Origin of the sequence: Paraburkholderia sp. BR13444 (assembly GCF_040948755.1) — a bacterium.
Taxonomy (GTDB): Bacteria; Pseudomonadota; Gammaproteobacteria; order Burkholderiales; family Burkholderiaceae; genus Paraburkholderia; species Paraburkholderia youngii.
Window position 1 is genome coordinate 285,493 of record NZ_JBFPKM010000009.1, and the last position, 14,753, is coordinate 300,245.

Consider the following 14,753-nt stretch of genomic DNA (forward strand, 5'->3'; position numbering starts at 1 on the left):
TTGGCTGTCGTCTGTTACCGCATGTTGCGATGTCCCGCCGCGCTCAAAACTCGACCCATGCGGATGTCCGCCGCCCGCGCGCCGCCTGATCGCGACACCCCAACCCTTTCACCCGCCAACATGTTGCACCCCTGTAACTCAAGCCCTGCGCAAGCCGGCTACATTCACGCATGCCCCACGCCAAAGTCGCGTCCCGCTTTCTTACGTCTTCATAACAACAGTACCGAGGGCTTCGACTGATGACAACGCGCGCGAACCGTGTCACTTTTGCGCAGTCCCGTCAGAGGACGAGCTTCCAGCCGAATCTCGACACCAATATCCGTTCCCGGAGATCAACATGAGCGAAACCGTGTCCCCGCCGCCAAAGCGCTCGCGACGCGGGCTCATCATCTTCGCGGTTGTCCTGCTCGTGCTGGTCGCGCTCGTCGTGGTTCATCTGCTGACGCTCAAGAAGCCGGCGCGCGAGAACGCGGCGATCGTCGTCACCGTTGCGCAGGCGACGCTCGGTTCGATGCCGGTCACGCTGAGCGAGCTCGGCACCGTCATTCCGATCGCGACCGTGACCGTGCTGCCGCAGCTGAGCGGCTATCTGACCGAGGTCGGCTATCACGAAGGCCAGGAGGTGCAAAAAGGACAGTTCCTCGCGCAGATCGATCCGCGCCAGTATCAGATCAGCAAGCAGCAGGCGGAGGCGACGCTCGCGAAAGACCGCGCTTTGCTCGCGCAGGCGCGCGCCGATCTCGAGCGCTATACCCAGCTGAACGAGCGCAAGTCGATCGCGCAGCAGACCTACGCGGATCAGCAGTTTCTCGTGCAGCAGGACGAAGCGGCGGTGAAGGTCGATCTCGCCAACATCGCCCAATTCGATCTCGACCTCGCGTATTGCCGCATCACCGCGCCGATCGCGGGCAAGGTCGGCTTGCGGCTCGTCGATCCGGGCAACTACGTGACCGCATCGTCGACGACCGGCATCGTTGTCATCACGACCGTGAAGCCGACCACGGTGCAGTTCACGGTGCCGCAGGATTCGCTCGCGTCGATCGTGCAGCGTCTGTCCACCGGCGCGAAGCTGCCGGTCACCGCGTATTCGAGCGACAACTCGCGCGAGATCGCGACCGGCACGCTGTACGCGGTCAGCAACCAGATGGCGACCGCGACCGGCACCGTCACGTTGCGCGCGACCTTCGCGAACGACGACGAAGCGCTGTTCCCGAACGAGTTCGTCAACGTGAAGCTGCTCGTCGACACGATGCAGAACGCGGTGCTCGTGCCGAGCGCCGCGGTGCAGTCCGGCGCGCCCGGCGACTTCGTCTATCTGGTCAATCCGGACAGCACGGTGTCTGTGCACAAGGTCAAGCTGGGCCCGAGCGACGGCAGGAATACGGTGATCGAGTCGGGTCTCGCGGCCGGCAACCAGGTCGTGACGGACGGTACGGATCGTCTGAACGACGGCGCGAGGATTCAGCCGGCGCATCCGAAGTCCGCCGCCGCGGCAAGCCGCGCGGCCGCCGCCGGCCCGAAGGCGCCCGCGGCGTCCGAAGCAGCGCCGGCGTCGAACGCGGCGGCATCGCCCGCGGCGGCCGCGTCAGAAGCCGCTTCGTCGTAACGGACCGCCGCGCCGATGAACATTTCCCGCCTGTTCATACTTCGCCCGGTCGCGACGCTGCTGTTGATGATCGCGCTCGTGCTCATCGGTCTGATCGCGATGCGCGTGCTGCCGGTGTCGTCGCTGCCGAACGTCGACTATCCGACGATTCAGGTGCAGACCTTCTATCCGGGTGCGAGCCCGACGGTGATGGCGACCACCGTGACGGCGCCGCTCGAAGTGCAGCTCGGCGAGATTCCGGGCCTGCAGCAGATGACCTCGTACAGCTCGGACGGCGCGTCGGTGATCACGCTGCAGTTCGATCTGTCGCTGAACCTCGACATCGCCGAGCAGAACGTGCAGCAGGCGATCAACGCGGCGAACAGCTATCTGCCATCGGGCCTGCCGGCGCCGCCGACCTACGCGAAGGTCAATCCCGCCGACCAGCCGATTCTGACGCTCGCGGTCACGTCGAAGTCGATGTCGCTGACGCAGCTCGAGGACGTCGCGAACAATCGCCTCGGCACGAAGATCTCGGAGGTGGCGGGGGTCGGCGTCGTGACGACGAGCGGCGGCAACGTGCCCGCGATCCGCGTCGAGGCCGACCCGCACAAGCTTGCCGCCTACGGCCTCAATATCGACGATCTGCGCACCCTGCTCAGCTACGTGAACGTGAGCCAGCCGAAGGGCAATTTCGACGGCCCCGATCTCGACTACACGATCAACGGCAACGATCAGATCACCGACCCGAAAGACTATCTGGACACGGTGATCGCCTATCAGAACGGCTCACCGGTCTACATGCGCGACGTCGCGCGCGTGAGCCAGGCCGCGCAGGACGTCGAGCGCGGCGCGTGGTACAACGGCTCGCCCGCGATCGTGCTGAACGTGCAGCGCCAGCCCGGCGCGAACGTGATCCAGACGGTCAATCAGATCATGAAGGTGCTGCCGCAGCTCGAATCGACGCTGCCGGCCGGCATGAAAGTGACGGTGGTGTCGGACAGTACCGGCGTGATTCGCGCGTCGGTCGCGGACGCCGCGTTCGAGCTGATTCTCGCGATCGTGCTGGTCGTCGCGGTGATCTTCGTGTTCCTGCGCAACGTGCCCGCCACCGTGATTCCGAGCATCTCGGTACCGGTCTCGCTGATCGGCACGCTCGCGGTGATGTACCAGCTCAACTATTCGATCGACAACCTGTCGCTGATGGCGTTGATCATTGCGACCGGCTTCGTGGTCGACGACTCGATCGTGATGATCGAGAACATCGTGCGCTATCTGGAAGAGGGCATGTCGCCGCTCGAAGCCGCGCTCGAAGGCGCGGGGCAGATCGGCTTCACGATTCTGTCGCTGACCATTTCGCTGATCGCGGTGCTGATTCCGCTGCTGTTCATGGGCGGCGTGATCGGGCGCCTGTTCAGCGAGTTCGCGGTGACGCTCGCGGTCACGATCGTGATTTCGGCGGTCGTGTCGCTGACGGTGGTGCCGATGCTGTGCGCGCGGATGCTGCGCGCGCAGGCCGAGCGGCATCCGAGCCGCTTCGAGCGCATCAGCGAGCGCCTGTTCGACAAGACGCTTGCCGCCTACGAGCGTGGCCTGCGCTGGGTGCTCGACCATCAGACGCTGACGCTGATGGTCGCGCTCGCCACCGTCGTGTTGACCGGCATCCTGTATGTGGTGATTCCGAAGGGGCTATTTCCGGTGCAGGACGTCGGTGTGATCCAGGGCATCAGCGTCGCCGACAACTCGGTGTCGTACGCGGCGATGGTGAAGCGGCAGAGCGCGCTCGCCGATGCGGTCCTGAAGGACCCGGACGTGGTGTCGCTGACGTCGTACGTTGGCATCGACGGCACCAACGCGACGCTGAACAACGGCCGCTTCCTGATCAATCTTCGCGACAAGGACAAGCGTTCAGACAACGCGCAGGAAATCGCGCGCCGGCTGGCGCAGGAAGTCGCGCATGTGCCGGGCGTGAAGCTTTTCATGCAGCCCGAGCAGGACCTGACACTCGACACGACCGTGTCGCCGAACCAGTACAGCTTCGTGTTGCGTGGACCGAGCCAGCAGGCGTTCCAGAAGTACGTGCCGGAACTCGTCGCGCGTCTGAAGCAGATTCCGTCGCTGTCCGACGTGCAGAGCGACCTCAACACCGACGGCCTCAGCGTGAACGTCGAAGTGAACAGGCAACTGGCCGCGCGCTTCGGCATCACGCCCGCGACGATCGACAACGCGCTGTACGACGCGCTCGGCCAGCGCATCGTGTCGACGATCTTCGAGCAGTCGAGCCAGTACCGCGTGATTCTGGTCGCGAAGCCGGAGTCGATGCCGACCGTGCAATCGATCGGCAATCTGTATCTGCCGAGCCAGACCAGCAGCACGGGTCAGGTGCCGCTGTCCGGCATCGCGAAGATCGAGATCAGGAAGGCCCCGCTCGTGATCAGTCACCTTGCGCAGTTCCCGTCGGTGACGATCTCGTTCAATCTCGCGAAGGGCGCGTCGCTGAGCACCGCGGTCAAGGATATTCACGAGGCCGAGCAGGCGATCGACCTGCCGCCGTCGATCACGTCGTCGCTGCAAGGCGCGACCGCGGCGTTCGAGGATTCGCTATCGAGCGAGGTCTACCTGCTGATCGCCGCGCTCGTTGCCGTGTATATCGTGCTCGGTGTGCTGTACGAGAGCTTCATCCATCCGGTCACGATCCTGTCGACGCTGCCGTCGGCGGGCATCGGCGCATTGCTGTCGCTGATGCTCGCGGGGATGGATCTCGACGTGATCGGCATCATCGGTATCGTGCTGCTGATCGGCATCGTCAAGAAGAACGCGATCATGATGGTCGACTTCGCGCTCGACGCCGAGCGCAATCACGGCAAGGCGCCGCGCGAGGCGATCTTCGAGGCGTCGCTGCTGCGTTTCCGCCCGATCCTGATGACGACGCTCGCGGCAATGCTCGGCGCGCTGCCGATGCTGCTCGGCACCGGCACCGGTTCGGAACTGCGCCGCCCGCTCGGCCTCGCGATCATCGGCGGTCTGACGCTGAGCCAGGTGCTGACGCTGTTCACCACGCCGGTGATCTATCTGTTCTTCGACCGGATGGCCACGCGCGTGAACCGCTGGCGCGCCGAGCGGGCTAAGCGCAACGCAGGCGGCGCGGAGGGCACGCGGTGAACATCCCGGCGCTCTTCATCCGGCGACCGGTCGCGACGACGCTGCTCGCGATCGCGATTCTGATCTCCGGCACGCTCGCCTATTTCCGCATGCCGGTCGCGCCGCTGCCGAACATCGCGTTTCCGGTGATCGTCGTGCAGGCCAACATGGCCGGCGCGAGCCCGAACATCATGGCGTCGACGGTGGCCGAGCCGCTCGAACGGCGGCTCGCGACGATCGCCGATGTCGAGGAGCTGACCTCGATCAGCTACGTCGGCTCGTCGATGATCATCGTCGAGTTCGGTCTGAAGCGCGACATCAATGGCGCCGCGCGCGACGTCGAGGCGGCGATCCAGGCCGCGCGCGCCGATCTGCCCACCACGCTGCGCAGCAATCCGAGCTACCGCCAGTACAACCCGGCCGACGCGCCGATCGTGGTGCTGTCGCTGACCTCGGACACGCTGACCAAAGCGCAACTCTACGACTCCGCCGATTCGGTGATCCAGCAGCAGTTGTCGCAGGTGCAGGGCGTCGGCCAGATCACGCTCGGCGGCGGCGCGTTGCCGAGCGTGCGCGTCGAGTTGCAGCCGGGCAAGCTCAATAGCTACGGCATCGGCATGGAAGACGTGCGCGCGGCGATCAGCGCGGCCAATGCCGACAGCGCGAAGGGGCATATCGACGTCGGCGATCAGCGCTACGTGGTCACCTCGAACGATCAGATCACGCACGCGGCGCCGTATCGCGATCTGGTGGTCGCGTATCGCGACGGCGCGCCGGTGAAGTTGCGCGACGTCGCCCAGGTGCGCGACTCGAACGAAAACATCCGCAATGCGGGGCTTTTCAACGGCAAGTCGGCGATTCTGGTGATCGTCTATCCGATGCCGGGCAGCAACGTGGTCAGCACCGTGCAGCAGATCCGCAACGTACTGCCGGCGATCGAAGCGACGTTGCCGAGCAGCGTGCACGTGGATGTCGCGATCGATCGCTCGCAGTCGGTCACGTCGTCGGTCGGCGATACCGAGCGCACGCTGTTCATCGCGGTGCTGCTGGTGGTCGGCGTCGTGTTCATCTTCCTGCAGTCGCCGCGCGCGACGCTTGTTCCGGCGGTCGCGTTGCCGCTGTCGATCGTCGGCACCTTCGGGCCGATGTATTTGCTCGGCTATAGCATCGACAACCTGTCGCTGATGGCGCTGACCATCGGCACCGGCTTCGTCGTCGACGACGCGGTCGTCGTGCTCGAAAACGTCGTGCGGCACATGGAGCTGGGACTGAGTCCGAAAGAGGCCGCGGTGAAGGGCGCGGGCGAAGTCGGCTTCACGGTGATTTCGATGAGCCTGTCGTTGATCGCGGTGTTTCTGCCGATCATTCTGTTTCCGGGCATCGTCGGACTGATGTTTCATGAGTTCGCGATCACGCTGTCGATCGCAATCCTGATCTCGCTGGTGATCTCGCTGACGGTCACCCCCGCGATGTGCGCGTACGTGCTGAGCCGCGACAACACGGGTCATTCGAAAGCGCGCTGGGCGCAGTGGATCGAGCGGCAGTTCGATCGCTTCAAGGATGTCTATGCGCGCTCGCTGACGGCCGTGCTGGATCATTCGCTGCTGGTGATCCTGCTGCTGTTCGCGCTGCTGGTTGGCAACGTCTTCATGCTGAAGCTGGTGCCCGCCACCTTCTTTCCCGAGCAGGACACCGGCATCGTGATCGGGCAGATCATCGCCGACCAGAGCATTTCGTTCACGGCGATGCAGAAGAAGCTCGCGCAGTTGCAAACGATCGTGCAGAGAGATCCGGCGGTGCAATCGGTCGCGGGCTTTACCGGCGGGCGCGCGCTCAATACCGCGAACGTGTTCATCGAGTTGAAGCCGCTGTCGGAGCGGCACGCGACGGCCACCCAGGTCGTGAACCGCCTGCGTCCGAAGCTCGACGAAGTGTCGGGCGCGCGGCTCTTTCTGCAGGCGCAGCAGGATCTGCGCATCGGCGGGCGGCAATCGGCGGCCGAGTATCAGTACACGCTGACGAGCGACGATTCCGCCGCACTGTTCGCGTGGACGCCGAAACTCGCCGCCGCGTTGTCGAAGGAGCGCGGGCGGCTGCTCGACGTGAACTCAGACTTGCAGCAGAACGGCCTGCAGACCTACCTGACGATCAATCGCGCGACCGCCGCGCGCTTTGGCTTCGCGCCGAACCAGATCGACAATGTGCTGTACGACGCGTTCGGCCAGCGCACCGTGTCGACGATCTATAACCCGCTGAACCAGTACTTCGTCGTGATGGAGGTCGCGCCCGAGTATTGGCAGTATCCGGAGACGCTGAGCCAGATCTATCTGAGCGCGTCCGCGGGCAATCCGACCGGCACGGCCGCGACGCAGATGCCGCATGGCACGGTGTCGGCGACGACTAGCGCGACCAGGGCCAGCGCATCGTCGAACACGAACTCGCGCAACTCGGACGCGCAGTCGAACGCGACCAACAACAGCATCGCCAATAGCAAGGGCGGCAGCTCGACCGGCAGCGCAGATAGTACGGCTGCCGAAACGATGGTGCCGCTTTCGGTGCTGACGTCGTACAGGAACAGCCATACGTCCACGCAGGTGAACCACCAGAGCGGGCTGGTCGCCGCGACGATCTCGTTCAACCTGCCGGCCGGCGGGTCGTTGAGCCAGGCAGGCGCGGCGATCAACGAGACGATCCGCGACATCGGCATGCCCGCGAGCATTCACGGCTCGTTCGCGGGCGCGGCGGCGGCCTATTCGCAGTCGATGGGCGTGGTGCCGCTGCTGATTCTCGCGGCGCTCGGCGTCGTCTACATCGTGCTCGGCGTGCTGTACGAAAGCTCGATCCACCCGCTGACGATCCTGTCGACGCTGCCATCCGCGGGCATCGGCGCGACGCTCGCGCTGCTGATCTTCGGCACGCCGTTCTCGGTGATCGCGATGATCGGCATCATCCTGCTGATCGGTATCGTCAAGAAGAACGGCATCATGATGGTCGACGTCGCGATCCAGTTGCAGCGCCACGAACGGATGCCCGCGCGCGACGCGATCCACGCGGCCGCGCTGATCCGTCTGCGGCCGATCATGATGACGACGTTCGCGGCCGTGCTCGGCGCGGTGCCGCTCGCGATCGGCATCGGCCAGGGCGGCTCGCTGCGCCAGCCGCTCGGTATCACGGTGATGGGCGGGCTGATTCTGAGCCAGATGTTCACGCTCTATACGACGCCGGTGATTTATCTGTATCTCGACCGTCTGCGCGCACGGCTCGTCAGATGGTCCGCGGGGCTGCGCTGGAACCGCGACGCGACGCCGGGACAACCGGATACGAAGGCATGACGATGAAGATTTCTTCTGAGCGAATGACGGGGCCGCGCGCCGGGTTGCCGGGCGTCGCGACGCTCGCCGTCGCGCTGCTCGCGCTGTTCAACGCCGGCTGTATGGTCGGCCCGGACTATCACCGGCCGCAGGTCAGCGTTCCCGCCACGTACTCGGAGCTGCCGGGCTGGACCCAGGCCGAGCCGAACGCGACCGGCCCGAAGGGCACGTGGTGGACCTCGTTCGACGATCCGCTGATCGACGAACTCGAACCGCTCGTCGCGGTGTCGAACCAGACCGTGCGCGCGGACTACGCGAACTACCAGCAAGCGCTCGCCGAAGTGCGCGCCGCGCACGCGGCGCTGTTCCCGACGATCGGCGCGACCGGCTCGGCGACGCGCGAACGCGCGAGCAGCGGTTCGGTCAGTGCAGCGGGAAGCTTCGTCAATGGTACGTCGACGCGCATCGTCAATTCGGGTTCGCTGGAAGGCAACGTGAGTTGGGCGCCGGACCTGTGGGGTCAGGTGCGCCGCACCGTCGAGGAAAACGCCGCGAGCGCGCAAGCGAGCGAAGCGACGCTCGCGAATGCGACGCTCTCCGAGCAGGTCGCGCTCGCAACGGCGATCATCGAATTGCGCACCAGCGACGCGAACATCGACCTGCTGCAGCAAACGGTCGTCGCATATCAGCATGCTCTCGACGTCGTCACCGAGCAGGATCGCGCGGGCACCATTCCGCCGAGCGACGTGATCACCGCGCGCAGCCAGTTGAATACCGCGAAGTCCGATCTGATCGCGCTCGGCGTCGCGCGCGCGCAGCAAGCGCATGCGATCGCGGTGCTGGTCGGCACGAACCCGGAGGAGCTGTCGATCACGCATAGCACCGCGATGCCGGCGCTGCCGTCGGTGCCGGTCGGCGTGCCGTCGACGCTGCTCGAACGCCGGCCCGACATCGCCGCCGCCGAACGCAAGATGGCCGCGCAGAATGCGGCGATCGGCGTCCAGGTGGCCGCGTATTACCCGGACGTCTCGCTGTCGGCCGCGGCGGGGTTCACGCAGTCGCCGCTGTCCGGTCTGCTGAAGGTCGCGAACTATGTGTGGTCGCTCGGCGGCAGCGCGACCCAGACGCTGTTCGACGGCGGCCTGCGCAGCGCCGACGTCGATGCGGCGAAGGCGGCCTACGACTCGGCCGTTGCCAACTATCGCGGCACGGTGCTGGGCGCGTTCCAGAACGTCGAGGACGATCTGTCCGGCCTGCGCATTCTCGCCGAGCAGGCGGCCGTGCTCGAAACGGCGGTGCGCGATGCGGACCGAGGCGCGGAGATCGCGTTCAACGAGTACCAGGCGGGCACCGTCGATTACACGACGGTCGCGACCGCGCAAGCGACGCAGCTGACCACACGGCAGACCGCGCTGAACGTGCAGGAATCGCGCTTGCTGCACGCGGCGTCGTTGTTTGGCGATCTGGGCGGCGGGTGGTCGACCGGTGAGCTGCATGATCCGCGGCATCCGGCGGCCGCTGCGTCGTCGGCAGCGTCTGCGGCTTCCTCGCCTTCGGCTGCGTCTGCTCCATCGGCTACGTCAGCGGGGACATCTGCGGCTATCATGCCGGGCGCGCGGCAAGCGCGGCACGATCAAAACGACTAAGGACGAGCATTGGCCAAAGGCATCCACGGGCACCACGTCAGCGGCCCGGTAACGGCACCCGAAGATGACGCGCCACACCACACACCGCCTCGCGATGTGACCTCGCTGGGCCTCTTTCTGATCTTCGCTCGCATCGGTCTGACGAGTTTTGGCGGCGGCTTGAGCGGCTGGTTCATGCGCGAGTTCGTGCACGACCGGCACTGGATGAGCGAAGACGAATTTCTCAACGGCCTCGCGTTGTCGCAGGCGCTGCCCGGCGTCAACGTGAAGAATCTGGCGATCTGGATCGGTTACCGGCTGCTCGGCTGGCGCGGCGCCGTCGCGGGATTTTTCGGCATCATTTTTCCGGCCGCCGTCGTGATCATTCTGCTGGGCGCGTTCTTTTCGGCGATCGCGTCGTTTCCGCTCACGCATATCGCGCTCGCTGGCGCCGCGGCCGGTGCGATCGGGCTGTCGCTGTCGATGGCGATCACCGCGGCGCGCCGCTTGCCGCGCCGCGTGTTTCCCTATCTGGTGCTGCTCGCGACGTTCGCGGCCGCCGCGGTGTTTCGCGTGTCGCTGGTGTGGACCGTGCTGGTCGCCGGCGCGTTGAGCGTTGGCTACGAGTACGTGCGCGAGGCGCGCCAGCCCTGATCGGCTTGTGTCGCCACAAGTCAAACTCCACTAAAGCTTCCGCCGTGCTCAGAACTCTTATCGCGCTGTTTTCGGTTTTCGCGCCGCTGTCGATCGTCACCGTCGGTGGCGGGCAGGGGATCATCCCCGAAGTGCAACGCCAGGTCGTCGACGTGCATCACTGGATGACCCATGCGCAATTTCTCAGCGACTTCGCGATCGCGCGGCTCGCGCCCGGTCCCGGCTCATTGCTCGCGACGCTGATCGGCTATCAGGTCGGCGGCGTCGGCGGCGCGCTCGTCGCGACCGTTGCGCTATTCGGGCCGACGGCGTTTCTGATGTATGGCGTCGTGCACGTGTGGAATCGACACGAAGGCGCGCGCTGGCTGAATGCGTTGCAGGCTGGATTGCGCCCCGTGGCCGCGGGGCTGATTCTCGCGGCCGTCTATGTGCTGATCAAGGATCTCGAAGGCGGATGGATTGCGTGGCTGACCGCGGCCATCGCGACCGTGCTCGTGATGAGGACGCGTATCAATGCATTGGTGCTGATCGCGGGAGGGGCGATCGTTTTTGTGCTGATGCATTTTGCGGGGTTGCTGTAGCGCGGGGGGAACACAACTACCTTCGCCAGTCGAGACGTTCAGTATCTGACGCGATTTCCCGCCGTGACTGTGCTCAGGCGATGAACCAAATCGCCTGCATCCCACCCCACATTTTTTCGCCCCAATTGCTCTAGGACAATTATTTTCCGCCCCGTTTTTGCCTCACTATTGGAGATCAGGCAAGACGACACGACTTCAAACGGAGCTGGCGTCGCGATAAACGGAGGAGCAACGGTGATCGAGCAATGGCGCGAGGCCGTGCGCGCGGTGCACGGCGTGGAGTCGAAATACAAGCGGCTGGTCAAGGCGATTGCCGGCGACATCGAGAACACGTCGCTGCCGCCGGGCGCGCGCCTGCCGCCGCAGCGCGACGTCGCCGCCGAACTCGCGATCAGTGTGCAGACCGTGACCAACGCATACAAGGAACTGGAGCGGCAAGGGCTGATCCGCTGCGAGGTAGGGCGCGGCAGCTTCGTCGCGGCGCGCGTCACCGAAACGATGTCGAGCTACATGCTCGATACGGCCGAGCGCTCGGTGGTCGATTTTTCGATCGCGCGCATCATTCACACGTCCGAGCACGATGCGATGTGGCGCAAGGTCTGCGCGACGCTCTCGACGCTCGACGATCAACCGTGGATTCGCGCGTTCCGGCCGATCGCGGGCTTCGAGCATCATCGCCAGGCGGGCATTGCGTGGCTCGCGTCGCTCGGCATGCCGGCTTCGGCCGATACGCTGCTCGTCACCAACGGCGCCGCGCACGGCATCTTTCTCGCGCTTGCTTCGCTGGTGGGACCGGGCGACACCGTGCTGTGCGAAAGCCTGACGGATCACGGCGTGATAGGTTCGGCCAACGTGCTCGGCTTCACGCTGAAGGGCCTCGAAATCGACGAGTACGGCATACACCCCGAACACTTCGAGGAGATGTGCGACAGCGAGCGCATCTCCGCGCTCGTCTGCACGCCGACGCTGAACAACCCGACCGTCGCGCTGATGCCCGATTCGCGGCGTCGCGCGATTGCGAAAATCGCCGAACGCTACGGCGTCTACGTGATCGAGGACGACGTGTACGGCCCGTTGCCCGCCAAACATTCCACGCCGATTTCGAGCCTGATTCCCGAGCTGTCGTTCTACTGCACGAGCTTGACGAAGTCGGTGATGGCCGGTTTGCGCATCGGCTATATGACGACGCCGCGCCGGCTCGCGCTGCGCGCCGAGAGCGTGCTGCGTGTGAGCAGCTGGATGGCGACCCCGCCGATGGCCGAGATCGCCACGCGTTGGATCGTCGACGGCACGGCCGCGCGGCTCGTCGAAATTCAGCGTGAACGGCTCGGGCGGCGTCAGGCGCAATTGCAGCAGACGCTCGGTAAATATGTCCTGGGCGCGCATCCGCAGGCATTGTCGGCATGGTTGCGGGTGCCGGATCACTGGCGCACCGACCGGCTGGTGCGCGAACTGCGCAACCGCGACATCGCGGTGACGTCGCCCGATCCATTCCTCGTGCGCGACGCGGACCGGCCTAATGCGGTGCGCGTTTGCGTCGGCGCCGAGGTTAGCGAAGACACCTACAAAGCCGCGCTCGAAACGATGCACGATGTGTTCGAGCAATACCCGCAGGTGCACGATTTCACCTGATCTCGCGGGTCCGCGAATTGCGTGGGCGCCGACCGAAATGAACTAGGACAATAAAAATCCTTTTTTAGAACACTAGACTGGGCTGCATGGAAAACGATGCGGCCGCGAATCACTGCGTGTATCTGCGACAGCCGTGCCCGCATCGAATAGCGAATCGACCACTTTGATGCAGGGCCTCGCGCATGTCCGTTCCACCGTCAGCCGATCTATCGTTAGCCGACATTTACCGCGCGCGCAGCCGTATCAACGGCCGCGTGTGCCGTACGCCGCTCGTCGAATCACCAAGCCTGTCGGCGCACGCCGGCACGCCGGTCTATCTGAAGCTCGAAACCGTGCAGCCGACCGGCAGCTTCAAGCTGCGCGGCGCGACCAATGCGCTCGCGCAACTGGCCGAGCAGGGCTGCACTCGCGTGGTGACCGCATCGACCGGTAATCATGGCCGCGCGGTTGCGCATGCGGCGCGCGCGCTCGGTATCGATGCAACCGTGTGTCTGTCGCGCCTCGTGCCCGCCAACAAGGTCGATGCGGTCCGTGCACTCGGCGCGCACGTACGGATTACCGGCCAAAGCCAGGACGAGGCGGAGCACGAAGCATTGCGACTCGCGCGCGAAGAAGGTTATGCCTACGTGCCGCCATTCGACGATCCGCGCGTGATCGCTGGACAAGGGACGATCGGGCTCGAAATCGTCGAGGCCTTGCCCGATGTCGCGAACATCGTCGTGCCGTTGTCGGGCGGCGGGCTGTTTGCCGGCATCGCGCTCGCCGCGAAAAGCACGAGTGCCGCGATCGGTTTGACCGGCGTGACGATGGCGCGCGGCGCCGCGATGCACGCGAGTCTCGCGGTCGGTCAGCCGGTGTTGGTCGAGGAAGTCGATACGCTCGCCGATTCGCTCGGCGGCGGCATCGGACTCGAAAACCGCTACACGTATGCGCTGACGCGCGATCTGATCGACGAAACCGTGCTGCTGGATGAGGCGTCGATCGCGCGCGGTATCGCGCATGCGTATCGGCAGGAACGGCTCGTCGTCGAAGGCGCAGCGGCGGTGGGGATTGCCGCGGTGCTCGATCGCGCGCTGCCCGCTGAGCGCATCGCGCGCGGGCCGCTCGTGCTCGTCGTGACGGGCGCGAACATCGATATGGATCTGCATCGGCGGATCGTCGGCAACGAAACATCGCAAGCCGAACCGCCACCGAACCCACATACCGCATCATGACCTCGATCACGCTCCTTGGCGAAGCCGAGCTTCGCAATCTCGTGCCGCTCGATCTCGCGGCTATCGACCAGATCGAAGCCGCCTTTGTCGCGCTCGCGACCGAAGCGGTCGCGATGCCGCCGATCCTGCGGCTCGATCTGCCAGCGCATAACGGCGAAGTCGATGTGAAGACGGCCTGGCTGCCGCGCCTCGACAGCTTCGCCATCAAAGTCAGTCCGGGCTTTTTCGATAACCCGTCGCTTGGTTTGCCGAGCCTGAACGGCCTGATGCTGGTGCTGTCGGCGAAGACCGGATTGACCGAGGCGGTGCTGCTCGACAACGGCTATCTGACCGCGATACGCACGGCGGCCGCCGGCGCGGTCGCGGCGCGCTGGCTCGCGAAAGCCAACACGCCGCACGTCGCGGTGATCGGCGCGGGCGAGCAGGCGCGCCTGCAACTGCGCGCCCTGATGCTGGTGCGCCGCGTCGAACACGTACGAGTGTGGGCGCGCGACGCGGCGAGCGCGCTACGTTTCTCAGCAGAAGCGAACAACACGCTCGGCGTGCGCTGCGACGTCGCGGCCAGCGTTCGCGACGCGCTTGCCGAAGCGGACGTGGCGATCACGACGACGCCGAGCCGCACGCCGCTCATCGAAGCCGCCGATCTGCATCCGGGCCTGCACATCACCGCGATGGGCTCGGACGCCGAACACAAGAACGAAATCGCGCCGGCCGCGCTCGCGGCGGCGCGCTACGTGTGCGACCGCGCGCAGCAAACGCGGGTGCTCGGCGAACTGCATCACGCGATTGCCGCGGGCACGATGCGTGACGATGCGGCGATCGTCGAATTGGGTCAGGTGATAGCCAAACAGGCGGCGGGCCGCACGAGCGACACCGACGTGACGATCTGCGATCTGACCGGAACCGGCGCGCAGGACACCGCGATTGCCGCGCTCGCCTTGCAGCGCGCGCGTGCCGCGAAGGCGGGGACGACATTTGGCAACGGCGCGCCGCTGAAATGACGCGCGATC

The 14,753-nt window shown here is 65.4% G+C and carries 9 protein-coding genes; all 9 read left to right on the plus strand.

What is annotated here, in order from left to right; all coding sequences use genetic code 11:
• Positions 1 to 337: 337 nt before the first annotated feature.
• The 9 genes from AB3X95_RS25360 (at position 338) to AB3X95_RS25400 (ending at position 14,744) form a co-directional block, all read left to right on the plus strand.
• Positions 338 to 1,606 carry an efflux RND transporter periplasmic adaptor subunit gene (locus tag AB3X95_RS25360; RefSeq protein ID WP_368622854.1) on the plus strand — a complete coding sequence of 423 codons (1,269 nt, stop codon included), beginning with the start codon at positions 338 to 340 and terminating at the stop codon, positions 1,604 to 1,606.
• Positions 1,607 to 1,621: 15 nt separating this feature from the next.
• Positions 1,622 to 4,747, plus strand: a complete 3,126-nt coding sequence (locus AB3X95_RS25365) for an efflux RND transporter permease subunit (RefSeq protein ID WP_368622855.1) — start codon at positions 1,622 to 1,624, stop codon at positions 4,745 to 4,747.
• Positions 4,744 to 8,058: an efflux RND transporter permease subunit gene (locus tag AB3X95_RS25370; protein ID WP_368622856.1), complete on the plus strand. Its 3,315-nt coding sequence runs from the start codon at positions 4,744 to 4,746 to the stop codon at positions 8,056 to 8,058. The genes AB3X95_RS25365 and AB3X95_RS25370 overlap by 4 nt, the downstream gene beginning before the upstream one ends.
• Positions 8,055 to 9,683 carry an efflux transporter outer membrane subunit gene (locus AB3X95_RS25375; protein WP_368622857.1) on the plus strand — a complete coding sequence of 543 codons (1,629 nt, stop codon included), beginning with the start codon at positions 8,055 to 8,057 and terminating at the stop codon, positions 9,681 to 9,683. The genes AB3X95_RS25370 and AB3X95_RS25375 overlap by 4 nt, the downstream gene beginning before the upstream one ends.
• Before the next feature lie 9 nt (positions 9,684 to 9,692).
• Positions 9,693 to 10,316, plus strand: coding sequence for a chromate transporter (locus AB3X95_RS25380; RefSeq protein ID WP_368622858.1), 624 nt, complete (start codon positions 9,693 to 9,695; stop codon positions 10,314 to 10,316).
• A gap of 44 nt (positions 10,317 to 10,360) precedes the next feature.
• A complete protein-coding gene (locus tag AB3X95_RS25385; protein WP_176121023.1) occupies positions 10,361 to 10,897 on the plus strand; it encodes a chromate transporter in 537 nt (178 codons plus the stop codon).
• Between the two features lie 234 nt (positions 10,898 to 11,131).
• Positions 11,132 to 12,529 (plus strand): PLP-dependent aminotransferase family protein, encoded by a 1,398-nt coding sequence (locus AB3X95_RS25390; RefSeq protein ID WP_176378678.1) that lies wholly within the window; start codon positions 11,132 to 11,134, stop codon positions 12,527 to 12,529.
• Positions 12,530 to 12,711: 182 nt separating this feature from the next.
• Positions 12,712 to 13,743 (plus strand): hydroxyectoine utilization dehydratase EutB, encoded by a 1,032-nt coding sequence (eutB, locus tag AB3X95_RS25395; RefSeq protein WP_368622859.1) that lies wholly within the window; start codon positions 12,712 to 12,714, stop codon positions 13,741 to 13,743.
• Positions 13,740 to 14,744, plus strand: coding sequence for a cyclodeaminase (locus AB3X95_RS25400; RefSeq protein ID WP_368622860.1), 1,005 nt, complete (start codon positions 13,740 to 13,742; stop codon positions 14,742 to 14,744). Before eutB ends, AB3X95_RS25400 begins: the two co-directional genes overlap by 4 nt.
• The last annotated feature ends 9 nt before the right edge of the window (positions 14,745 to 14,753 follow it).

What these genes read in the sequence shown, in the direction of transcription:
- AB3X95_RS25360 (WP_368622854.1), top strand. Translation starts at nt 338, where the DNA reads ATGAGCGAAACCGTGTCCCCGCCGCCAAAGCGCTCGCGACGCGGGCTC.
- AB3X95_RS25365 (WP_368622855.1), top strand. Translation starts at nt 1,622, where the DNA reads ATGAACATTTCCCGCCTGTTCATACTTCGCCCGGTCGCGACGCTGCTG.
- AB3X95_RS25375 (WP_368622857.1), top strand. Translation starts at nt 8,055, where the DNA reads ATGACGATGAAGATTTCTTCTGAGCGAATGACGGGGCCGCGCGCCGGG.
- eutB (WP_368622859.1), top strand. Translation starts at nt 12,712, where the DNA reads ATGTCCGTTCCACCGTCAGCCGATCTATCGTTAGCCGACATTTACCGC.
- AB3X95_RS25400 (WP_368622860.1), top strand. Translation starts at nt 13,740, where the DNA reads ATGACCTCGATCACGCTCCTTGGCGAAGCCGAGCTTCGCAATCTCGTG.